Origin of the sequence: Phormidium sp. FACHB-592, from assembly GCF_014695795.1 — a bacterium.
Lineage (GTDB): Bacteria > Cyanobacteriota > Cyanobacteriia > Leptolyngbyales > Leptolyngbyaceae > Stenomitos.
In genome coordinates, this window is sequence record NZ_JACJOZ010000103.1 from 73,461 (window position 1) to 96,790 (window position 23,330).

A 23,330-nucleotide genomic window follows, 5' to 3' on the forward strand; every position below is an offset into this window, starting at 1 on the left:
TCAAGCGGCATAGAGCATTGGCAGTTTGAGCCTCTGGTGGCAGCGTAAGATTAGTCGCACATTGCCGTTAACGGCTGGCGCTTCACAGGCGGTAGACAAAGTATAAATCAGTATCAGTGTGCATCGACCGGCCTGTGCAAGCGCTAGTTATGTGCAGGCACTAGATCTGCAAAATTGAAGAAGAGTATCGGGCTTACTGACGTCAACTTAACTTGCAATACTAATAATCTCAATCAATTGCCTACTCTAACAATCTCTTCTACAGAGCTATATTCTAGATAGCGCTCTATTTCTAAGACCCTATTCTTTACTATCGCCACCCGTCTATAGGCATTAGAATTACGGCTCACACTACCTGCTCCTTGAGGATAAATGTTATTTACCAACTCAAACTCCTTATCTCTAAATTCGAGCCACTTCAATTGAGCGCTTTCTAGAGCTTCTTGACCTTGGGAGCCAAGCTTAGCCTTTAGGTTTTTATAGACTCGATTTAGTTCTGTATCCCATCGATCGTACGCCTTGACCACGCACTGAAACTCACCGTTAGTACTTGAATTTTTTGCTATGCAATCCTCCAATTCTCTATCAATTGGATGCTTAAATATCAGCTCATAACTGACTGAATCAGGGCTAAGTAACCGAGGAAGGGTTGAGAGAAAATTTTTCCATTTAGAAATCTTTTCACCATAAATACTAAGGGTAGGAACATCAACCTGGACAATTCCCCTTTCCCAGTAATTTATCGTTGTTGATTCTGGAGTAGTTAATTCAAAATCCTGTTTGACTTGATCTGCAAGTTGCTTTGAAATTCTAAAAATTCCTTGTGACTTTTGCCCACCTTTAACTTTTGTAGTCGTTTCTGTAAAAAAAGACCACGCAAGACCGTAAAAAGCTCGATCCCTGTCAAACTCATAGATAGATATTTCGAATATTTTGGCAATGTAGACATCTAAAAAACTTAACTGACCGCCAGGATATACAGGTTCACCTAACCGTTCGTAAGGCAATGGTGCTACAAGTCTCCAAGGTCCTTGCGTTAGAGGCTCATAGCCTTCTACAGAAATTAACTCTGTAATTTCAAGAGGTGACTGAGATCTCAAATTCTCTAAACTTTCTTGCCCTTCTTGATACATGATGTAATCTCCTTTCTTTACACTCACATTCTAAACAATTCGATCAACTAGAGAAACATATCAATCAAGGACTGCCCATTGAAAACCTCTGTTCGATCAACTAGAGAAACATATCAATCAAGGACTGCCCATTGAAAACCTCTGGTGCAGCAGCATAACTATGTATTAAGTGTCAAAGCTGCTGCATAACACCCTGACTTTTCAGGATTATCTTGCATATTTGCGGGACAATATCCCTTTCTTAGGGAATTAAAGAGAAAATTTATAGTTTAAGTCCGGGAATTTGGGGTGTTATCCGTCATTTTTAATGGTTAATCCTGGAGCTTGAGGTGTTATCCAGCCTTTTTGCTGAATACCATCCTTAATGACGGAGTTATCAAGCATCGATCGAGTGCTGCCCCCCAGCACCTCGGTTACTTACTCAAGTTAAACCAACGATCGCTGGCGACCTCTAAACAGTTTGCATCTGCTTAAGCACCTGTCGGATGACGGTAGTGGGCACTTGATCGGTAACGATCGCGGCTCCAATCTGAGTGGGCAACACAAAGCGTACCTGTCCTGCTTCTACTTTCTTATCGGCTTGAAGAGAAGTGAGAATGGCATCAAGGTCAATGCCAGCCGGTAAGCGAGTCGGCAAGTGGGCGTTTTGCAGCAACGTGAGTTGGCGCTGGGCATCGGCTTTTTGCCAAAGTTGGAGCGCTACGGCAATCTCTGCGGCAGCAACCATGCCGATCGCGACGGCTTCGCCATGATTGACGACCTGATAACCTGTGAGGCTTTCGACTGCGTGACCAATCGTGTGTCCATAGTTCAAGATCGCCCGTAGTCCAGCTTCTTTTTCATCTTTGCTGACAATGTGTGCCTTTGCCTGACAGGAATGGGTCAGCATTGCTTGCAAGAGATCGGCACTTAGGTTAGCAAGCTGATCGAGCTGGGGCGCAGCTTCTAGTTGAGAGAATAGATCGGCATCCCAAATCACACCGTATTTGATGACTTCTGCGATCGCGGCACGAAATTCTCGAACAGGTAAGGTTTGTAAGACTTGCGGATCAATCAGCACCAAACGCGGCTGGTGAAAGGCACCAATTAGGTTTTTGCCATGAGGATGGTTGACCCCTGTTTTGCCACCGATCGCTGCATCCACCATTGCCAAAAGGGTGGTGGGTACTTGTACTACGTTTACACCACGTAGCCAGGTTGCTGCCGCGAAGCCTGTCATGTCACCAATGATGCCACCGCCAAGGGCAACAAAGGTAGACGAGCGCTCCAGATGGTTTGCCAGCGCTGCGTCGTAAATTTGGGTTAACGTCTCCAATGTTTTGTGTTGCTCACCGTCTGGTAAGAGGCAAGTCGCCACCGTAAAGCCCGCCTGCTCTAGAGCGGCGATCGCGCGTGTGCCATAGTGCTGAAAAACCGCTGGATTTGACACTAGCAAAACGTTTTTACCTAACTTTAGCGGTCGAGTTTCAGTGCCTTGCATCCAGGTACCAAGCTGATCCAGGCTACTAGGGGCGATCGCCACCTCGTATGAGTGCTGCGGAAGGTTAACGGGAATGAGAGCTTGCATGATGAGTGAGGAGAGGTGAGGTGAGGAGTGAGGGGATAGGAGTTAGAGCTTAAACAGGGGCATAGATGAGCAAAAGCCGGGCGAATGTCATGCTTCCCAGCAGACTTATTGGTTGAATGTCCTTTTGATTGCCCCTAGCGCATCAAGGCAAAAGTAAGCGACAAGTGATGATCTAGCAAAGAGCCTCTCTCGCAACCATTTTGTACTTCTGCCTTTTGCCTTCTGCCTTCTGCCTTCTTGCGCTACAGCTCTAGTTTATTCGCTTCGATCGCCCTGAAGTGCTCCATAGTTTTGTATAGTTTTGCTAGTCCTACGGAGCATACACATGGAATTTTTGCTTTTCCCCCTTCTCTTGGGTGGTGTCTTTACTTTAGCGATCGGGCTGTTTTTTACCTTCCGTGCCGCTAAGTTGATCTAGCTACCACTTTCTCCTGGCTGGTGATCGCGGTAACTGCCTTTTCTGGCTCTGTCTGATGAGTCGCTTTCTCTGCCAGATAAGCAGCTAGCTGCGTTTCAACTTCATGGCGCACAAGCTGACGGTAGTGGAGAAAATGCTCTAGCAAACCGCAGTTGCTCATATAAGGCACAAAGACTGCTGGGTTGCGCTGGAGCATTGAGAAAAGCTGCCGCCAGAATTGACCCCGTGTGCTGCGCTTAATGCCTTGCCGCCAAAAAATGGTCAATACAGCACGTAGTTCAACCCATTCCAACATCTGAAACGGGCGCTTGTGCGGTGCTGGTTGCATGTTCATAAAATGGCGATAGACGCGTGCGAGGTAACGACTGGGTTCGTAAAGCTCCCAGAAGCAATCAACGTATTCCTTCGCCAAATCTTCGATTGGGCGTGTAGGAATAAAGTTCATCAGCCCCATCTGTTGTCCAGTTAGATTTTTACTGGATGCCAGCAAGCGTCCTTCTTTTTCCAGCCGATGCCACAGGGCAGTATTGGGCAGGGCATGGAGTACGCCGAACATCGCTTTGGGGATGGCAGTAGCTTCGACGAACTCAATGATGCGATCGCCCGCTCCAACTTTTTCGCCGTCAAAACCGAGGATGAACCCTGCCATCACTGACAGACCTTTGCGGTTAATCGTTTGCACCGATTCGATCAGCGAATTGCGCGTATTCTGAAACTTCTGGGTCATTGCCAGACTTTCTGTATCGGGTGTTTCAATACCCAAAAAGACAGCCGTAAAGTTCGCGGCAATCATCAAGTCGAGCAATTCTTCATCCTGCGCCAAATCTACCGATGCTTCGGTACTTAACCGGAAGGGATACTGGCGCGCCGCCATCCAGGGACCCAGTTCGCGCAGCAACAGCTTCACGTTTCGCTTGTTGCCAATGAAGTTGTCATCCACCATGAAAACCGATCGCCGCCAGCCCAGATCGTACAGCGCTTGCAGTTCTGCCAACAGTTGCGCAGGCGTTTTTGTGCGCGGCTTGCGTCCATACAACACGATAATGTCGCAAAACTCGCACTGAAAGGGGCAACCTCGCGAGAACTGCACCGACATTTCAATGTAAGCGCTGAGATCCAACAGGTCAAAGCGTGGAACGGGCGTACCTGACACATCAGGCTTTTCACCCTCGGGTGCACGCAAAATGCCTGACGTTTCGCCTCGTTGCAGTGCGTCTACTAGCATTGGCAGAGTAATTTCTCCTTCATCCAAAACCAAAAAGTCGGCTCCCGCTTCCTGCGCAGCATCAGGTACAGATGTGACATACGGACCACCCACTGCTACCCGCTTGCCCCGGCGCTTGGCTTCATGAATGAGGTGGAGCAAATCAGGCTTTTGAACAATCATCCCCGATAGAATCACCAGATCTGCCCAAGCCCAGTCAGCTTCGGTTTCTGATCGCACATTGCGGTCAACCAGCCGAAACTCCCACGTCTGCGGCAGGATAGCAGCAACCGTAATCATGCCGAGCGGTGGCAGTGACGCTTTGCGATCGATTAGCTCCAGTGCTTTATCAAACGACCAAAACGATTCTGGAAACAACGGGTAAAGAAGTAAAACATTCATCAAATAAAAAGCCTCAAACCAAAACTGATAGCGTATGCAAAGTCACTCAAGCTTACCCCGTACTTTCAGCTTTACGTTGCTTGTTGAAGCGGTCAGGAGGCAGAAGGCAAAAGGCAGAAGGCAAAGGGCAAAAGGCAGAAGGTAAAAAGCTAACCGCTGATGGCTGAACGCTGAATACTGATAGCTGAACGCTCATAGCTCACCAGTACATCAAAAAAGGCTTCCCAAACAGCGATTGGGAAGCCTCAATGCACTTAATTACAATCAGTCACAGAAGCTAATGCTTTCAATTGCCTCATGGCAGCTCAAAACCAGGTATTGCGGGAAGGGTTTTGGGCTGCAAAATGAGTCCAGGTACCAAGCGTGGCAGCAATAAGCCAACCGCTGAAAAGTACTACTGCTAAGGTCAACATAAGTCCTCCTTTGAGTGATTAAGGTTCACTATTGGTGGTCTGTACCGAAGTACATGCTCACGCTAACAATGGGATCAAGCGCCTGCAACGTTTCTTAATGAAAACGAGGAATTGTAACGGATTGATACATGAACCTCAGTTGTAAGGTTTAGCCACTCATCCACAGTCCGGCTTCTAACCCTCGAAACCGTACACCTTTAAACCGAATTGCGATCGCCCCACATCATCACAGCGCATGAGAAGACGATCGCGCCCGCCTAGAAATCTGAGTAGTCCAATTGAGCCGCATTGCTCTAGTAGATTAATGTCCTATCTTCTCGGTAACAGTGGTGAGATTAATAGTGAACAACGGGCAGCAACCCCTTAGAATTTCAACTAGCAACCCATCTGGCACCACAAAGGGACAGCATGAGCGAACCAACCGAAACGATCTTTAGCAAAATTATCCGTAAAGAGATTCCCGCCGAAATTGTCTATGAAGACAACCTGGCACTCGCTTTTAAGGACGTAAACCCGCAAGCACCAGTGCATATTCTGGTGATTCCCAAACAGGCGATCGCCAAATTGTCGGATGCCGAAGCACCAGACCACGCTCTTATGGGTCACCTGCTCCTTACCGCCAAGCGCGTTGCCGAGCAGGTTGGTCTTACTAATGGCTATCGTCTTGTCATCAACACGGGTGCGGACGGTGGGCAAACCGTTGATCACCTCCACTTGCATATTCTGGGTGGACGATCAATGGGATGGCCGCCGGGGTAGGAGAGTGAAGGGAGTGAAGGGAGCAAGGAAAGGCAAGAGGGAGAGCGGCAGCAGCAATAGAAATGTTTTGCCTTTCAAGGTTTGCTCTTTCTAAGTCGAACCAAGGGGAATGTTGCAGCTTGTGCATTGCGCCCCCGACTTCTCTTGCCGCCTCCGCCTCCCTTGCCCCCTCTGCTTCCCTTACCGCTTCTCACTCTCCCTACACGCTAAAATGAACCTAGAGTCGGAGGTAGACCAACGGTTTATACACGCCCCCTTGCCCGCTTAATTGAGCAACTGCAACACCTTCCAGGTGTTGGTCCTAAAACAGCACAGCGATTGGCACTGCACATTCTCCGGCGATCGGAAGATGAAGTGAAAGCGCTGGCAAATGCGCTGCTAGAAGCCAAGCAGCAAGTTGGCTATTGTTCGGTTTGCTTTCACCTTTCAGCCGAACCTGTCTGCGAAATTTGTCGTACACCCAGTCGTGATAGCCAGACAATCTGTGTGGTTGCAGACTCCAGGGATGTCATCGCGCTAGAAAAAACTCGTGAGTATCGCGGTAAATATCACGTTTTAGGCGGCTTGATCTCGCCAATGGATGGCATTGGTCCCGAACAACTGCACATTCAACCGTTGATTCGGCGGGTGAAGCAGCAAAATATTGCTGAAGTGATCATGGCGATTAGTCCCAGCGTGGAGGGCGAAACGACTACGCTTTACGTTGGACACTTGTTGAAGCATTTTACAAAAGTCACGCGCATCGCCTTTGGGTTACCAATGGGCGGCGACCTAGAATATGCCGATGAGGTAACACTAGCGAGGGCTCTAGAAGGTAGACGAGAGTTGGATTAGAGAAGCGATCAGCAGCCAGCTTTTGATAGCCTCCTCTCTCTTCTAACTTTTGACCTGAAACTTGCTTAAACAATGACCGCGATCGCTCGCTTAAAACCATGCTTACGCTGGGCAATTCTGGGCGGAACGCTTTTCTTTTTGGGCACCGTCCTCAAGCAGCACTGGCAAAAGGTTCTAGCCATCCGTTTAGAAAGCACGGGTTTAGCCTGTCTGGCGATCGCCCTTGGTATGACGCTACTTGCCCATATCTGTGCTGGCGGTGTCTGGAGTCGTCTTTTGCAAGATTTTCGCCAACCGGTGCAGGGAGTTTGGCTGGTGCAAGCCTATTTGAAAACGACGATCGCCAAGTATCTGCCTGGAAATGTCTGGCACTACTATGGGCGCATTACTGCGGCAACAAAAGCAGGCGCAACACTGGAAACTGCCACCGTGAGCGTCTTGCTAGAACCACTATTGATGGCGGCGGCGGCACTATTAATCGCCTTAATGGGGAGTCAGCCGATCGCAGCACAGTATGGCTTGCCTGTTCTAATGCTTCAGTGGTTGAGCCTGCTGGTCGTTTTAGCGTCTGTGCATCCCCGCATCATCAATCCATTAGTGCGGTATCTCGGCAAACTGAAGCAAAAAGCGACTAAAGCGCCGTCATCAATGTCGTTTGATCTGAAAGATTATCCCCTGGTGCCATTGCTGGGGGAGGTTGGTTTTTTGCTACTGCGGAGTGCAGGCTTTTTGTTCACCTTTCTGGCACTTAGCCCAGTGCTACCGAGTCAACTGCCGCTTTTGGTGAGTGCGTTTAGTGTGTCGTGGCTGCTCGGTCTAGTAGTTCCAGGCGCACCCGGAGGCATTGGCGTTTTTGAGGCAACGGCGATCGCGCTCCTGGGTCAAACGTTTTCACCGGGACTCTTGCTTAGTGTCGTAGCGCTCTATCGACTGGTCAGCATTCTGGCAGAAGTCGCGGGTGCAGGCTTGTCCTGGTTGGATGAACGGCTGTGAGTGGAGGACACGTTCGAGCGATCAACGTTTTTGGACTGACTCACAACCTCAACACACAACTGCAAGAACTCAATTTGAGAACTCATGGGCCAGCAATTCTGCGATCGCCTCAAGTTCTTCATTTTTTTGAAGAAGATCATCATCTAATGGTGGTGAAGTTAGATGCTGTTTGTTCAGAGATAAAAAGTCAATGAAATCTAAAACTTTCAGGACTTTAACTTCAGATAGGGAATGGAGCTTCCGCTCAATTTCTGCAATTAATGTTTTCATTTTCTCCTACTTAAGATACGAAGTTGCCCAACCATAACGAACCGGATCTTTATTGAGAAGATACTCTGCAACATCTCTACGTTTATCTTTATCTTTTGTCATTCTGACAATTCTTTCAATTTCATCATCTGTATCATCTGCTCCACGTTCGGCTGCCATCTCAAACCACTTATCACCCTCTGAATATTCACATCGGTCATAGTAAATTGCCCCCATTAAGGTGTAAGGCTGGTGGCTATCAGATTGACATTCCATCGCTTGGGCCACACATTTTTCTGCCTCATCTAGCTGACCAAGATCCCGAAATGCTGCGCCTCTTGTAACTAGCAAAGCAGCTTTCAGATCAGATTCTTGAATCTTATTCCAGTTAACACTTTCTGTAACTTTTAGCGCATTTTCAGATTCATCTGCTTTACGCCAGTTACTACTTGCACTGGGTAAGTTCCACCTATTGCCAGTTCGTTGATATTCTTTTTCATAAAACATTGCCTCCAGCTTGTAATAGGCAATCGCTATTTTTCCATGTCGAGAAAGGCGCCTTTCTTCAATAAGTTGAATTACTTGTTTGGGATCGAGTCGCTCCCCTCGCTCAAGCTTGAGCATAATTTCATAAAATGGAACGACTGCTAATTGCCCCACGATCTGATATTTTACTTTCAGTATCCTAAAGTGATGTTCTTTAGCAATCTCTGCTGTTTTAAGCAACGCTTCCTTGAGCAACCACTGGATATCATCCTCAGTTATCTCAGATTCTATATTTTTAAGAATCAGAAATAATTTGCTGGAAGGTTCAGAACTTTTATATTGAGTCGCTTGATATTTGGCTTTGAGTTTTTTGAAGAACTTTACATCCTTACGTTTTCGATCGATCGCAATTAACTGAGTTAGTTCCTGTTGCTCAAGCCATTCACATTCGCTCTTTTCAAGATCTTGTTTCTCTTCTAGTTTCTTTAGAGTGATATAGAGCGGGCTAGAAATAGATGCTTCTGGAAAAGAGTCAATACGATACTTTGCCTTCAAGTCTAAGAATTTAACTATAGCTTTCCTCTCATCCTCCTGCTGCCAATGAATTTGTAGTGTTTCCTCAAAATCACGATCCAAGAGCCAATCAGCCTCAAAATCAGACAATGGTTCTCTTGCATCCAGTTTTTTCAGAATTGCATAGAGAGGTTCTTCAAAAAAGTGACCTAGATGCCTGGTTGCTTTATAGCTAGTTTTTAATTTTGAAAAATTCAGGATATCTCGAATCAAGCTAGTCGTTTCTACAAGGTCATAACTATCTAGCAACTCAAGTTCTGAGTCTGCAGGAAAATCTCCAACCTCTAATTTCCAAAGTATCGGATAAATTGGACTAGCAATTGAAAGCTCTAAGGTTTCTGGAATTTTGTACTTAGGTCGCAGGCTCAGGAATTCAATTTCTAGTCTTTTGAAATCATCTGCCTGGTACTGCTGCAAGGAAACAATTTCAATGGCTTTGAAAAGGGAGTTCTGTTTCAACCATTGCAACTCTAAGTTTGTGATCTGAATGCCTAGTTCAGCTTTTCTTAGTATCAGATATAGGAAACTATCAGATCTAGCACTTTTATACTGATCTACTTGATATTTCTCTCTAAGAGCAGCAAAGTGCCTTTTCTGTAGCTCACTATTATCCATGCCTATATGACATTCAGTATTGATCGCCTAATCCCATCTTACCCACTATGCAATCAAGGAGCTACAGTCTGATAGGGAGGAGCCTCAAAACCACCTAACAACTTATTGGACTGAAACTTTTCGTGTAACACCCCAAATGGGTGGATAGGCAGATGGCTTTCGGCTAACACCCTAAATCGGGTGGATAGGTAGAATCTTTCCGAATAGTGTGCTCATTGGGTGGATAGGCAAAACATTTCTATATATTTTCAGAGTCACTGCGTAGGTGAGCAAATAAACTATCAAACACACTGTATGCTCTTTCTCCACGCTTGCTTTGCATGGGTGCCTAAAGCGCTTCTACCCAGTCGATCGCACCATACTCAATGCCACTGCTTCCGCTACTTTAATGCCGTCAATACCAGCCGAGAGAATGCCGCCTGCATAACCAGCGCCTTCGCCAGCGGGGTAAAGACCATTTGTATTCAGGCTTTGGTAATCGTCTTTGCGCTTAATGCGAATGGGCGATGAGGTACGCGTTTCAACCCCCGTCAACATGGCATCCGGCATAGCAAAGCCTTTGATCTGTTTGTTGAAGGCAGGCAATGCTTCGCGGATGGCTGCGATCGCATACTCAGGCAAGCTTGTACTCAAATCACCCAAACGCACTCCTGGCGCATAAGACGGTTGCACAGTACCGAATGACTGCGAGGGGCGATCGGCGAGAAAGTCTCCGACTAGCTGCCCCGGTGCATCATAAGTGCCGCCACCGAGTTCAAAGGCGCGTTCTTCTAGGCGACGTTGCAGAGCAATGCCAGCTAGTGGATGACCAGGATAGTCATCGGGCGTAATGCCCACTACGATCGCGCTATTGGCATTGCGTTCGTTGCGCGAGTATTGGCTCATGCCGTTGGTGACAACTCGCCCTGGTTCAGAGGCAGCGGCAACTACCAGACCGCCAGGACACATACAAAAGCTGTAAACCGATCGACCATTCTGGCAGTGATGCACCAGCTTGTAATCGGCAGCGCCTAAGAGTTTGTGACCCGCCTGTTCACCAAAGCGACACTGATCGATCAATGTCTGCGGATGCTCTACCCGAAAGCCAATGGAAAAGGGCTTCGGTTCGATATAAACGCCGCGATCAAACAACATTTGAAACGTGTCGCGGGCACTGTGACCCACTGCAAGCACCACATGATAGCTGGCGATGAATTCGCCGCTGGCAAGGGTTACGCCCTGCACCTGACCGTTTTCAATATGCAGATCTTCAACGCGACTTTGAAAGCGAATTTCGCCGCCCAGCGCTTCAATGCGGGCACGCAGACTTTGGACAATGCCGACCAGCTTGAAGGTGCCGATATGCGGTTTGTTGACGTAGAGAATTTCCGGTGAGGCTCCAGAATTAACCAGTTCGTTCAGCACCTTCCGCCCATAGTGGTTGGAATCTTTCACCTGGCTGTAGAGCTTGCCATCCGAAAACGTACCCGCGCCGCCTTCGCCAAACTGCGCGTTAGATTCTGGGTTCAGCCCGTCTTTCTTTTTCCAGAAAGCAAAGGTGTCTACGGTGCGATCTCGCACCGCTTTCCCACGTTCCAGCAAGATGGGACGAAATCCCATTTGCGCCAGCATCAGTCCAGCAAACATCCCGCAAGGTCCAGTCCCAATCACAATAGGACGGCTTGTGAGCTTAGCCGGAGCGTGAGCCACTAGCCGATAGCTCATATCTGGCGTAGGCATCACATGGGGATCTTTCTTGAGCCGCTGGAGGAGTTGCTTTTCTTGGGTCGTCTCAACATCCAGAATATAAACCAGCGCAATTTCCCCTTTCTTGCGAGCATCATGGCTACGCTTGAAAATGGTGTAGCGAATTAATGCCTCTGGCGCAATTTGCAGCTTTTTGAGAATCGCTGCTGCGATCGCCTCTTCAGGATGGTCAAGCGGCAGCTTGATTTCAGTAAGTCGTAACATAATCAGAAATTAAGATTCCTACCTGTAGGAGCATTCCATGGAACGTCCCTACAGCATTTGTTATTAGAAGGGCTACCTTTCTATTTTGCCTTTTACCTTTTGCCTTTTGCCTCCTACCCTCTGCCTTCTCAATACAGTTCATACTTCATCAATTGGCAGGGCAACGTACCGTTCAAGACGGCGATTCGTTGAGACGATTTCAGCCCGATCGACTGCGAGAGTTCTTTATTGCCACTTAGCACAAACGCCGTCCAGCCTTTGAAACGATGTTTCAACACATTGCCTAGCTGTTTGTAAAACGCACCTAAATCGCTGTCTCGTCCTAACCGTTCACCGTAGGGCGGATTGCAAAACAATACGCCGCTGTCTGCGGGGGCGGCAACGTCGGCAAGGTCGATCGGCGCAAAATAAACGTGCTTCAGCACACCGCAGTTGGTGGCGTTGACGATCGCCTGCTCAATCACTGCTTCACTGCGATCACTACCCCAAACCGGTGCAGGCAGGCTTTCTCGCTGACTGTCTTCTGCTTCCTGGATCAGTTTTTCTAACAGCGGCAGGTCAGCATCCAGCCAGGTTTCAAACCCAAAATGCTCTCGAAACAGCCCTGGTGCAATATTGAGCGCTTTCAGGCTGGCTTCCAGCGGTAGCGTGCCAGAGCCACACAGCGGATCGTAAAACATCTGCTCTGGCTGCCAACCCGATAGCTGAATGAGCGCTGCTGCCAGCGATTCTTTTAAGGGTGCTGCACCTACAGCCGGACGATACCCTCGACGATGCAGGCTTTTGCCGGAACTATCAAGACTAACGGTACACACATCGCGATCGATATGGACGCTGATCTGCACATCCGGCGATTGCAACTCCACATCCGAGCGATCGCCCACTGTTTCTTGCTGCTGCTCGACGATCGCCGTTTTTACCTGGAGCGCTGTGAAGTGGGTATGGTTAAGCTGATCGCTTTTGCCCGTCGCGTTTACCGCTAACGTCATCTCTGGCGTGAGATGCAGCGACCAATCGATCGTCTGAATGCCACGATAGAGATCCTCCGCATCCTTACAAGGAAACTCACCCAGCTTCATTAAAATGCGAAACGGCAAACGTGCCCAAAGGTTGACGCGATAGAGGAGCGAGCGATCGCCCTCAAACGCAGCCCCACAGAAACCTGGTACGACGGCATGAGCGCCTAGTTGCTCTAATTCCTGAGCTGCCAGCGTTTCTAGCCCCCGTGCCACTGTTGCAAAGTACTGATTCATACTGGCTAATTCACGCAGACTATCTGCACCTAGAGATGCACTAGCATAACGTTCCTCGAAGTTTCTCGTTGCTTAAGTAGCCAGAGGTTATAGAATCGTCTGGGCTAAGGAGTGCGATGATCGATAGCACAGCAAACCCATGTAGACGGTTTTGTAATGTTCTGTGGGGAGAGTCTTTGTGTCTCAGCAAACGCAGCGTGGGTTCAGTCGCCGGACAATTATTCGCAGTCTTTTAGCAGCGGGTGCTTTTGGAGCCACGTCGCGCCTCTGGACAGGCTGTACAGCACCGCCTCAACAAGCAGCATCTCCAACGCCAACAGCCGAAAAACCGCTGACGATCGGCTTTATCTATGTCGGGGCAAAAGACGATTACGGCTACAACCAGTCTCATGCTGAAGGCAAAGCGGCTGTTGCTCAACTAAGCGGCGTGCAGACCGTTGAAGAAGCAAGCGTGCCAGAGACAAAGGAGGTGGCAGAAACGATGCGTAACATGATTAAAGACAATGGCGCAACCGTTCTGTTTCCCACCTCTTACGGCTATTTCAACCCTCATAGCTTGCAGATTGCCCGCGAGTTTCCAGAGGTGCAGCTTTTTCACCCCAATCAGCCCTATAAGGACGGCTATCCCAAAAACGTGGGTTCCTTTTTTAGCGAGCTGGCTGAGCCTGCCTATCTGGCAGGGATCATCGCTGCCTATGCGTCCAAAACAGGCAAGCTAGGCTTTGTCGTACCTAAACCCATTCCAGTGGTCTTGCGGGAGGTCAACAGCTTTACCTTGGGGGCACGCAGCGTTAAACCGTCGATCGTCGTACAGGCTATCTTCACAGGCGATTGGTCGTTGCCTGTGAAAGAAGCAGAAGCAGCCAATAGCTTGATTGACCAGAACGCCGACGTGATTACCGGACGAGTAGATAACTTGAAGGTCATCATTACAACTGCTGAAAAACGTGGAGTCTTTTCGTCTGGCTACCACATCAATCAGGCGAGTTTAGCGCCAAAAGGCTACTTGACCGGAGTAGAGTGGAACTGGGGTAAGATTTACGCCCAGTATGCCGAACTGATTCGCGCAGGCAAAACGTTGATGAATGGGGGGATTCCACCGATCGTTGCCGGTGGGCTGAAGGAAGATTTCTGTCGGCTGTCTCCCTATGGTGCGGCAGTCAGCAGTGAGGCACAAAAAGCGGCTGAAGCAGCAAGAGCGAAACTCTTAGACGGGAGTTTAGCAATTTTCAAAGGCGAACTCAAAGACAACAAAGGCAACGTAGTGATTCCAAGCGGCATTTCCTACACACTCCAAGATCCTAAATTACAAAGTATGAATTGGCTGGTAGAAGGAGTGCGCGGTAATCCCTAACGAAAACTTGGAGGAGAAAAGTCTGACCGCTAGCGTGTTCGTCGATCGCCAGCGTTAGTTACGCTCCACCATGCTTTGCCGTCGATCGATTGATACACAGGAGCGTTAAGTATGTATGTGCGTCGAGTTTCAGAACTGTCTGCACAAGGGGCAAAGGTTGTTTTACGAGGGGCGATCGACCGTGCCACTGCGATGGGTGTACCTCAATGTGTAGCGGTAGTGGACACAGGCGGCAACCTGTTGGTGTTTGAGCGGATGGATGGAGCCAAGCTGCACAGCCAATTTTCTGCCATTCAGAAGGCATTTACAGCTATCTCTGCTAAAGCGCCAACCGGGCAACTCCCCACCGAGCTAGCGTTTGGTATTGCGCTGGCAACTAACAACCGCTTTGCTACGATCGCAGGTGGACTGCCTATCGAGCTTGAGGGAGAAATTGTTGGCGCGATCGGCGTCGGGTCAGGCAATGATGAGGAAGATATAGAGGTTGCTCAAGCTGGCATCGAGGCGTTGCAAAACGCGATCGCACACCACGCTTAGCCCACTGCTGCCGAGTGTTGCAAGAGCGGAATTTCGATGCGGAATTCGCAACCCTTGCCCGGTTCTGACTCACAGGTAAGGCGACCATTGTGTCGATCGACAATGATCTGATAGCTAATCGACAGCCCCAGACCTGTGCCTTTGCCCACTGGCTTTGTGGTGAAAAAGGGATCAAAGAGGCGAGTTCGCACCGCTTCTGACATGCCAATGCCATTGTCGATAATCCGAATGACGATCGAGTCGCCTGTGGTCGATCGCTCCGTGCAAATGGTAATCGTACTAGGATTCTCTCGAAGATCAGCCGCCGATCGTTCCTCATCCGCAGTCTCCAAGGCATCGATCGCGTTTGCCAAAATGTTCATAAAGACCTGGTTGAGTTGACCCACGTAGCACTCCACGTCCGGCAACACACCGTATTGCCTAATGATTTGAATGCCGGGATGATCGGATCTTGCTTTCAGCCGACTTTGCAAAATCATCAAGGTACTGTCAATGCCGTCATGGATGTTGACCGCTTTCACGTCGGCTTCATCCATGCGCGAGAAGTTACGAAGTGCCAGCACAATTTTTTGAATGCGCTCGGCACCAACCTTCATGGAGGTTAAAAGTTTAGGCAGATCTTCTAACAAAAACTCTAGATCGATCGCTGCAATTTCCCCTTGAATCGCAGCAACAGGCTGAGGATAGTGCCGCTGATAAAGCTCAATGAGATGTAAGAGATCCTGCGTATAGCTAGTCGCGTGGTTGAGGTTGCCATAGATAAAGTTAACGGGATTATTGATTTCGTGAGCAATACCCGCAACCATTTGCCCTAGGCTCGACATTTTCTCGGTTTGCACTAGCTGCATTTGCGTTCTTTGCAGCGTTTGCAAGGTGTGTTCAAGTTGCTGCGTTTGTTGGCGTAACTGAGCTTCTGATTGCTGTAGAGCAAGCTCTGCTGCTTTGCGTTCCGTAATATCTTCGATCGTGCCTAACAAACCGATGACATTCGCTTCGGAGTCATGAATCGGAATCTTGTTGACATCAATCCAGGCTGGTTTGCCATCTGCCTGCAACCGCTGCTCGATTAAATGTAGCACGGGGGTATCCGTTTCCATCACGGCTTGATCTTGTTCCTGGTAGAGCTTGGCTTCTTCCGGTGTCCAACAAAAGTCGTAATCGCTTTTCCCTACGACATCGCTCAGAGCACGCAGACCCGCTGCCTTTGCCCAATTACGGTTGCAGCCCAAATAATTTGAATTAATATCTTTCCAAAAGAGCGCCTGCGGAATACTGTCCAGGACGATTTGTAGCAGTTCAGCGCTTTGATTCAACTCTTGAGCACGCTGTGCCTCAGTGATCATTGTCAGAATGCAAACGATACCTACGTTCTGACCATTTGCGTCGTACAGTGGTATTTTTTGAGCATCGAACCAGAGCTGTTCGCCATCATTTTTAAGGCGAGAAGTAAGGCGATGGCACTGCGGTATGCCCGAAAGCATGGCTTCGCGATCGCGTGCCTCATATGCTGCCGCATCCTCCTTGCTCCAGGGCAAATCGTATTCTGTTTTGCCTTGAATCATCTGCGGATCAGCCAACCCAATCAGCGTTGCCCAACTCTGGTTACACCCCTGAAAAACCGAGTCACGGTCTTTCCAAAAAACGCATTGTGGGAGATGCGCCAAGATGGACTGAAGCAAATTGGTTGGTGCTGGTACTGACATTGTGGGGGCAGAAATACGCATAGTCCTTGAATGGGGCATGACAGAATATTTGATCAATTAGATGGTATAAGAGACCTCAAAGCGTTCTATAGCATTGCATGAGCAGTCAAACGGAGCATCGTCTTGAGTTATGCAGATGTTTTGACGCAGCAAGCTAAAGATAGATTGGAGGGGTAGAGCGCTTAACCGAAGAGAATGTTCCCATCCTTCAGTGGCTCTCGAGCACCAAAGCTGCCTGGCAGTCGCCGTAGCACTTGATAGTTTGAGAGCTATCATCCTATTGTTCCCCTGGCAGCCGAAGGGATGGCAATGAGCTTGAAAGTAGTCAGTATGACTACTGCTGCAAGCATAAATGATGATGATTAAAGAACGGGTTAACAGTGAACCGTTAACGGTAAGCAGTGGATGGGAAGCAAGACAAGCCAACTTCAGGTGCGATCGACGCTTGATGAACTCAGTCCAGTGCTGGATTGGTTTAATCAACTGCATCAGCCTGCTATACCAAAAACAATTTGGATGCAGTGTCAGACTGCTCTAGCTGAAGGCTTAACCAATGCGATTCGCCATGCACATACGGGTAAACCAGCAGAGACCCCTATTGAAATTGTGGTGACAATTCAAGCCCGATCGATCGAAATTCGGATCTGGGATGAGGGTGCTGCGTTTGATCTAGCCCAACGACTGGCAGCACTACCGCAGACAGTCAGCCCTGATGCGATCGGCGGACGTGGACTATTGCTTTTGCAGCAATTTTCTGACCATCTGAGCTATGTGAGATCGGGCGATCGTAACTGCCTGCTCATCGTCAAACACTACGCTGCAATGGCTTAGATGGGTGTAGCAAGGCGTATCATGATGTTGCCTTTGCCTCAAATCGGTAAAGTGAGGGAGCATTTGCAGTAACCGAATCACGTGTTGCATAATCAGACGGTTCAACAAGGGGAACCCAGGCAGCATCGAGCGTTGCCGAAAGCAAAATGCGTTGATCTGTGCATCCACTCTCAATCTTAGTCAAACTCTGTGAGGCATCCCGATGAGCTATCGTATGAATCGCCGCGCCTATGCGGAAACGTTTGGTCCCACCGTGGGCGATCGCGTCCGTTTAGCTGACACTGATTTGATCATTGAAGTTGAGCAGGATTACACGATCTATGGCGATGAAGTTAAATTTGGCGGCGGTAAGGTAATTCGGGACGGCATGGGACAGTCGCCAATTACAAATGCCGATGGCGCAGTGGATACGGTGATTACCAATGCGCTCATTCTCGACTGGTGGGGTATTGTCAAAGCGGATGTTGGGATCAAGCATGGCAAGATTCACGCGATCGGCAAAGCGGGCAATCCCTACATTCAAGACAATGTGACGATCGTGATTGGTCCCGGCACGGAAGTCATTGCAGGCGAGGGCATGATTCTCACCGCAGGCGGGATTGATAGCCACATTCACTTTATTTGTCCACAGCAGATTGAAGTGGCGATCGCCTCAGGGGTGACAACACTCATCGGTGGCGGAACGGGTCCCGCAGCAGGCACCAACGCGACAACCTGTACACCTGGCCCCTGGAACATGCACCGGATGCTACAAGCAGCAGATGCGTTTCCGATCAATATCGGCTTTTTGGGTAAAGGCAATAGCGCCAAGCCAGAAGCACTGGTAGAACAGGTGGAAGCAGGCGCAATGGGCTTAAAGCTGCACGAAGATTGGGGCACAACACCTGCAGCGATCGATACCTGCCTGAGCGTTGCGGATGAATACGATGTGCAGGTCGCTATCCACACCGACACGCTGAACGAAGCAGGCTTTGTCGAGGATACGATCGCTGCCTTCAAAAATCGCGTCATCCACACCTATCACACCGAAGGCGCAGGCGGCGGACACGCACCCGACATCATCAAAATCTGCGGCGAGATGAATGTGCTGCCCTCCTCCACTAACCCCACCCGTCCCTATACGCAAAACACGCTCGATGAACACCTGGATATGTTGATGGTTTGCCATCACCTTGATCCAGCGATCGCTGAAGATGTTGCCTTTGCCGAGTCCCGCATTCGCCGCGAGACGATCGCTGCTGAAGACATCCTGCATGACCTAGGCGCGTTCAGCATGCTATCGTCCGACTCACAGGCAATGGGACGCATCGGCGAAGTCATCATCCGCACCTGGCAAACCGCACATAAAATGAAGTTCGATCGCGGGTGGCTGGCTCCCACCACTGAAGACGGCGTCGAAGCACACAACCGCAACGACAACTTCCGCGCCAAACGCTATATTGCCAAGTACACAATCAATCCTGCGATCGCTCACGGCATCGCTGCCCATGTCGGTTCCATCGAAGTTGGCAAACTAGCAGACCTGTGCCTCTGGCGACCCGCTATGTTTGGCGTGAAGCCTGAAGTGGTGATCAAAGGTGGCTTGATTGGCTGGGCACAGATGGGTGATGCCAATGCCAGCATTCCAACCCCACAGCCTGTTCATATGCGCCCGATGTTCGCTAGCTTTGGAGGCGCGATCACGGCGACATCTCTCACCTTTGTCTCCAAAGCTGCCCTCAAAAAAGGCATTCCTGACCAACTCGGCTTGCAAAAAAAGGTAGTTGCGTCTTCCGGCACCCGCACGCTCACCAAAAAAGATCTGAAGCTCAACGATGCCACACCCAAAATGGAGGTAGACCCCGAAACCTACGAAGTCCGCGCTGATGGGCAACTCCTTACCTGCGAACCCGCCACTGTCCTCCCAATGGCACAACGCTACTTCTTGTTTTAGTCCAATGAAGAGCAGTGTTACATCGAACTATGCCGTTTGAGTGGGACGAAACCAACGCTCAGGCTAATCTTGCAAAGCACGGAGTAGCCTTTGCTGCTACAAGAACCGTATTCGACGATCCACTTGCTGCCTTTGATGATGAGTGGCATTCGATCGACGAGAAACAGAAAATCAACATCGGGGATGATCCTAATGCGATCACGCCAAGATACCGATGCCCTCGTATAAGAGACGCACGTTAAGATAGGCTGGTATCCTGTTCTTGATAGGAAGTTCTTGAGAGAAAGCGGGCTGATCGCTAACGGCTGATCGCTAAAAGTATGGCTATAATTCGCCTGATTCTGCTGCTGGGGCTGGCTGGAGGTTTGTTTCTCCTGGTTCAGTTCAACTGGTCGCCCTTACCACTGACGTTTTTGGGCATCCAAACCCCTGCCTTGCCGCTGGCGATATGGGTTTTAGGCGCGATCGGGGCTGGCATTGTCACCAATTTGTTGATCACCAGTTTATTTAGCGTCTCCAACTATTTTGCTGTTCGTGCCGCACGATCGCGGATGCGGCAAGCACCGCGTCAAACTGGCTTTCAAGCGCGTTCGACCGCACCATCATCGGAACCAGCCTCCTACGCACGCACAGCAACCGCACAAGCAACTGATAATGATGCTGACTGGAACAACTGGGAAGGCTATGAGGAGCCTCGTCAAGCAACCAGTGCGCGATCGCCTGTAGACAAAGACCCCATCGATGATTGGGATGAAGAACCTGAGGATGATTGGGATCTAGATGATTTTAGAGATGAGCCTGTTGATGCTCGCCCTGCGTCAAGAACCCGCAATGACTACGAAGCCAAGCAAGAACCAAAAACTACGTCTCGTAACGGCTCTGTATACTCCTATAGCTATAGCGACCCCAAAGATTCTGGTGTGGGCAAAACCGAACCAGTGATTGGTCAACCAGTAGTGGATGCAGACTATCGTGTCATTGTACCGCCGCTTCGCTCGTTAGATGATACCCCTGCCCCTACAGAATCCCCTGATCCAGACAGTGCTGATGACTGGTTTGAAGATGAGTTTGACGATCGCACCCCTCGACGCGATCGTCGTTAAATAAACATTACTGAAAGTAACGTTTGCAAACGCCACAGCGAATTCAACTTGAAGATAGTAGCGTTGCAGGGACCACAGGTGGGCAGATGCGAGTGCGATCGTGCTTACTTCTGTCAAGTGCGATCGTCCTCAGACAATTTCCTCCTCCAGGTCAGGTTTTCAGTTCATAGGATTGTTAAAATCCTGTTACATTGTTGGTGCAAGCTAGAGGTGACAAGCCTTACCTCATTGCACAAACTCTAATTAATGAGGACTGACGGACTGCCGCTAGCTACAAGCACACAGCCAAACCTCGTAACCCAAGCTAGCATCTGTAAACCAAGAATCTGCCCTCATGCCCAACGCTCTGCCGCTTAAGAAGCATCAACTCTCAACAGTTCCATCACCAGCCTTACCCATAGCCATTGCACCAAGCCAGCGAGGATTATTTGTCGCTGGCTTCATTATGACGATCTGGGCAGGGAGCCTAACGCTACTGCTGATGTCGCCACAACAGCATTCTTTCTGGACACCGTTTGCCGTACTTTGGCAGACCTTTCTGTATGCAGGGTTGTTTGTCACTGCTCATGATGCTATGCATGGGGTTGTGTCACCGCATCCTAAAATCAATCGTTTCGTTGGCACTTTGACACTGCTGCTGTATGGTTTGTTTTCTTACAGTCAGCTGTTTAAGACTCACTGGCAGCACCATCATCACCCAGCGAGCGAGCAAGACCCCGACTTTCACAATGGCAAGTATAAAAATCCATTTGCCTGGTATGTTTGCTTCTTACAGCGTTATTGGAGCTGGGGGCGTTTTCTGGGGCTAATTGCGTCGTTTCATGCCATGCATTTGCTGCTCCATGTGCCAGAAGCAAACTTAGTGCAGTTTTGGATTGTGCCTTCCATCTTGAGTTCAATACAGCTTTTTTACTTTGGGACGTATCTGCCTCACCGTGAGCCAGCAGGCGGCTACCAGAATGTGTTTCGTACTCAAAGCTCGTATCGTCCTTTATGGTGGTCGCTTTTAACGTGCTACCACTTTGGGTATCACCATGAGCATCACGAATACCCCCATGCCGCATGGTGGCAATTACCTGCGATCGTCGCACGCAGGGTTGATTAAGCCCCTATTGTTGGTTAAGACCTTCTTGATTGCAGGCAAACCAGAGAGGCTAAATGCGACCAGCGCTGAACGTATCACACTGCCTAACGCTGCCCGACTTCAAGCCGCGGGTAAACCACGCGACGCGCTGCTCCGACGACCCATGTGTAAAGCTTTCTGGCACGACGTAGCCGCCTGATTGCTGTTGTAGATAGTCATCCCCAATCTGACTGGCGGTGTCCATTGCCGCTTTGACATCTTGTCCATTGATGAGGTTACGCTCGGCAGTGAAATGCCCCCAAACGCCAGCGAAGCAATCAGCCTGTAACTCCAGCCGGACGGATAAGTTATTGGCTGTTGCCTTGTTCGAGCGGGTTTGTAGTTGCCTTACTTTTGTAGCGATGCCAAGTTCATTTTGTACATGATGCCCGACCTCATGAGCGATCGCATAGGCGCGAGCAAAATCAGCATCGGCACCAGCCGTTGCCTGCACCTGCTTGAAGAAGCTCATATCTAGATACACTTTGTCATCAGCGGGGCAGTAGAACGGTCCAGCGGCAGCCTGGGCAAACCCACAAGCTGAATTGACTCGGCTACTGAAAAGCACTAGCTTCGGCGGTTGATAGGTTGCCTGAAGCTGCTGCTTGAAAACGCGACTCCAGGTATCTTCCGTATCGCCTAAAACGGCTCTTACAAAATCCGAATCACGATCCTGGATAGGTTGCCCTTGTTGTGGCGGGGTAGGAGCAACATCACCACCTTGCAACAAACTTAAGATCTGAAGGGGACTAACGCCGAAGATTAGTCCCCCTACAACAGCGATAATTAACCCACCAATACCGACACCGCCTACGCCTCTTGGCACACCCCCAGACCCGCCCCGGTTGTCTTCCACATTGTTACTGCGGCGCAGGTCACTCCATTTCATAATGTCTTTCCCGTTCGTGTGTTTTTAAGAGGGTGTGCAGGCTTTTCAGCACTGAGATGCCTTGCTTTAATATCTACAGTAATCAGCAAAGGCGATCGCTAAGGCAAGAATCAAAAGATACAGATTTATAAGCGTTGTTTGAATGTTGCGTCTGGTTCAAATGCTGCTGGAACCACAGTAAACAAAATCACTTCAAGCCTTTGCTTCTTCAGGGCTACAGCAGGGCAGTAATGCTATAAAACTTAGCCCTTTCTGTCGGTTACAGAGGTGCTGTCGAGATCAAAGAAAATCCTTCACAATAGAGAGATGAGCTGATCATCAAGCCTGAACAAGGCGCTGAACTTTAGAGTGTTCAAGCTATCTGAGCAGTTCTACATCTGCCAACTCAACAGCATTAATAGTGAGCGGATACGGAGATACGATCGTGAAGTGGCAATTACTAGGATTGGGACTCAGCCTCGCCGTTAGCACTGCTGCTCCGGCTTTAGCAGTCGCACCAGCTTCAGTCGATGCAGGTGATAATGTAGCGTGGTCAAAGGTCGTCGAGAATCCTTTTGACGGCAAAGTTGTTTACGACCGGAACTATAAGTCTGGGTTTGTCTTTGTTAGCAGTTGGTCGAAGAATGGCATTGGCGTAACCTACAATCGCATCGGATCACGGTTCATTGGTTACGACACCGGCTTTGGTTACTCTGGCTTTGGCTTTGGGCGCTATCGAAAAGGCTTTGGGCTGGGCTTGGGGCTGTTCTCTGATATTGAGCCAGTCTATAACTACTACCTGACTGAAAGTGTACCGGACTCGATCAGCCTTGCGATCGGGGGCAAAATTTATACCTATAAGGATGGACCCGTCTCGCCGGAGCTAGCGGTTGCCCTCGCCAGCGCACCGTCCGGCAACATTGCGATTCGTCTCATTTGGGATGACGGCAGGACGAAGGATACGGAGATTGGCAAAGATACTGTCAAAGCCTGGAAGACTGTTTTTCAGCCCTTGTGAGGTAGTGCTGT

At 49.3% G+C, this 23,330-nt stretch carries 20 protein-coding genes and 1 pseudogene; 12 read left to right on the forward strand and 9 right to left on the reverse strand.

Features of this window, described 5'->3' with window-relative positions; all coding sequences use genetic code 11:
- Positions 1-233 precede the first annotated feature (233 nt).
- Positions 234-1,133, reverse strand: coding sequence for a lysozyme inhibitor LprI family protein (locus tag H6F86_RS27070; protein ID WP_190453205.1), 900 nt, complete (start codon positions 1,131-1,133; stop codon positions 234-236).
- A 451-nt stretch (positions 1,134-1,584) separates the two neighbouring features.
- On the reverse strand, positions 1,585-2,700 hold the full coding sequence (gene aroB, locus H6F86_RS27075) for a 3-dehydroquinate synthase (protein ID WP_190453207.1): 1,116 nt from the start codon (positions 2,698-2,700) through the stop codon (positions 1,585-1,587).
- A gap of 325 nt (positions 2,701-3,025) precedes the next feature.
- Here aroB and H6F86_RS27080 point away from each other — a divergent pair, with 325 nt between their 5' ends.
- Positions 3,026-3,118, forward strand: a complete 93-nt coding sequence (locus tag H6F86_RS27080; protein WP_190453209.1) for a cytochrome b6-f complex subunit 6 — start codon at positions 3,026-3,028, stop codon at positions 3,116-3,118.
- Here H6F86_RS27080 and H6F86_RS27085 read toward each other — a convergent pair.
- On the reverse strand, positions 3,105-4,724 hold the full coding sequence (locus H6F86_RS27085; RefSeq protein WP_190453211.1) for a B12-binding domain-containing radical SAM protein: 1,620 nt from the start codon (positions 4,722-4,724) through the stop codon (positions 3,105-3,107). The two genes, H6F86_RS27080 and H6F86_RS27085, sit on opposite strands and share 14 nt — an antisense overlap.
- A gap of 821 nt (positions 4,725-5,545) precedes the next feature.
- On the opposite strand from H6F86_RS27085, the gene H6F86_RS27090 reads away from it, so the two are divergent.
- The 3 genes and pseudogenes from H6F86_RS27090 (at position 5,546) to H6F86_RS27100 (ending at position 7,723) form a co-directional block, all read left to right on the forward strand.
- Positions 5,546-5,896, forward strand: coding sequence for a histidine triad nucleotide-binding protein (locus H6F86_RS27090; RefSeq protein WP_190453214.1), 351 nt, complete (start codon positions 5,546-5,548; stop codon positions 5,894-5,896).
- Positions 5,897-6,139: 243 nt separating this feature from the next.
- Positions 6,140-6,730: pseudogene (gene recR, locus H6F86_RS27095) on the forward strand (recombination mediator RecR); the annotation flags it as partial.
- Positions 6,731-6,802: 72 nt separating this feature from the next.
- On the forward strand, positions 6,803-7,723 hold the full coding sequence (locus H6F86_RS27100; RefSeq protein WP_190453217.1) for a lysylphosphatidylglycerol synthase domain-containing protein: 921 nt from the start codon (positions 6,803-6,805) through the stop codon (positions 7,721-7,723).
- 69 nt (positions 7,724-7,792) lie between these two features.
- Here H6F86_RS27100 and H6F86_RS27105 read toward each other — a convergent pair whose 3' ends face one another.
- From H6F86_RS27105 to H6F86_RS27120, 4 genes are all read right to left on the reverse strand, one after another.
- Positions 7,793-7,993, reverse strand: coding sequence for a hypothetical protein (locus H6F86_RS27105; RefSeq protein ID WP_190453220.1), 201 nt, complete (start codon positions 7,991-7,993; stop codon positions 7,793-7,795).
- 6 nt (positions 7,994-7,999) lie between these two features.
- Positions 8,000-9,646 carry a hypothetical protein gene (locus H6F86_RS27110; protein ID WP_190453222.1) on the reverse strand — a complete coding sequence of 549 codons (1,647 nt, stop codon included), beginning with the start codon at positions 9,644-9,646 and terminating at the stop codon, positions 8,000-8,002.
- A gap of 339 nt (positions 9,647-9,985) precedes the next feature.
- Positions 9,986-11,596, reverse strand: a complete 1,611-nt coding sequence (locus tag H6F86_RS27115) for an NAD(P)/FAD-dependent oxidoreductase (RefSeq protein ID WP_190453227.1) — start codon at positions 11,594-11,596, stop codon at positions 9,986-9,988.
- A gap of 128 nt (positions 11,597-11,724) precedes the next feature.
- Positions 11,725-12,849, reverse strand: a complete 1,125-nt coding sequence (locus tag H6F86_RS27120) for a THUMP domain-containing protein (RefSeq protein ID WP_190453230.1) — start codon at positions 12,847-12,849, stop codon at positions 11,725-11,727.
- Positions 12,850-13,027: 178 nt separating this feature from the next.
- Between H6F86_RS27120 and H6F86_RS27125 the strand changes: the two genes are divergently transcribed.
- Positions 13,028-14,203, forward strand: coding sequence for a BMP family ABC transporter substrate-binding protein (locus H6F86_RS27125; RefSeq protein WP_190453233.1), 1,176 nt, complete (start codon positions 13,028-13,030; stop codon positions 14,201-14,203).
- 111 nt (positions 14,204-14,314) lie between these two features.
- Positions 14,315-14,740 carry a heme-binding protein gene (locus H6F86_RS27130; protein ID WP_190453236.1) on the forward strand — a complete coding sequence of 142 codons (426 nt, stop codon included), beginning with the start codon at positions 14,315-14,317 and terminating at the stop codon, positions 14,738-14,740.
- On the opposite strand, the gene H6F86_RS27135 is transcribed toward H6F86_RS27130, so the two are convergent.
- Positions 14,737-16,443 carry a PAS domain-containing protein gene (locus H6F86_RS27135; RefSeq protein WP_206756113.1) on the reverse strand — a complete coding sequence of 569 codons (1,707 nt, stop codon included), beginning with the start codon at positions 16,441-16,443 and terminating at the stop codon, positions 14,737-14,739. The genes H6F86_RS27130 and H6F86_RS27135 overlap by 4 nt on opposite strands.
- A gap of 405 nt (positions 16,444-16,848) precedes the next feature.
- Here H6F86_RS27135 and H6F86_RS27140 point away from each other — a divergent pair, with 405 nt between their 5' ends.
- From H6F86_RS27140 to crtW, 5 genes are all read left to right on the forward strand, one after another.
- Positions 16,849-17,274, forward strand: coding sequence for an ATP-binding protein (locus H6F86_RS27140; RefSeq protein WP_190453240.1), 426 nt, complete (start codon positions 16,849-16,851; stop codon positions 17,272-17,274).
- Between the two features lie 202 nt (positions 17,275-17,476).
- Positions 17,477-19,207 (forward strand): urease subunit alpha, encoded by a 1,731-nt coding sequence (gene ureC, locus H6F86_RS27145; protein ID WP_190453245.1) that lies wholly within the window; start codon positions 17,477-17,479, stop codon positions 19,205-19,207.
- A 29-nt stretch (positions 19,208-19,236) separates the two neighbouring features.
- Complete coding sequence (locus tag H6F86_RS27150) at positions 19,237-19,449, forward strand: BrnT family toxin (RefSeq protein ID WP_190453247.1); 213 nt, start codon at positions 19,237-19,239, stop codon at positions 19,447-19,449.
- Positions 19,450-19,527: 78 nt separating this feature from the next.
- On the forward strand, positions 19,528-20,310 hold the full coding sequence (locus tag H6F86_RS27155; protein WP_190453250.1) for a LapA family protein: 783 nt from the start codon (positions 19,528-19,530) through the stop codon (positions 20,308-20,310).
- A 334-nt stretch (positions 20,311-20,644) separates the two neighbouring features.
- Positions 20,645-21,415, forward strand: coding sequence for a beta-carotene ketolase CrtW (gene crtW / locus H6F86_RS27160; protein WP_190453252.1), 771 nt, complete (start codon positions 20,645-20,647; stop codon positions 21,413-21,415).
- A 49-nt stretch (positions 21,416-21,464) separates the two neighbouring features.
- On the opposite strand, the gene H6F86_RS27165 is transcribed toward crtW, so the two are convergent.
- Positions 21,465-22,322: a neutral zinc metallopeptidase gene (locus tag H6F86_RS27165; RefSeq protein ID WP_190453255.1), complete on the reverse strand. Its 858-nt coding sequence runs from the start codon at positions 22,320-22,322 to the stop codon at positions 21,465-21,467.
- Positions 22,323-22,722: 400 nt separating this feature from the next.
- Here H6F86_RS27165 and H6F86_RS27170 point away from each other — a divergent pair, with 400 nt between their 5' ends.
- Positions 22,723-23,319: a hypothetical protein gene (locus tag H6F86_RS27170; protein ID WP_190453256.1), complete on the forward strand. Its 597-nt coding sequence runs from the start codon at positions 22,723-22,725 to the stop codon at positions 23,317-23,319.
- Positions 23,320-23,330 lie beyond the last annotated feature (11 nt).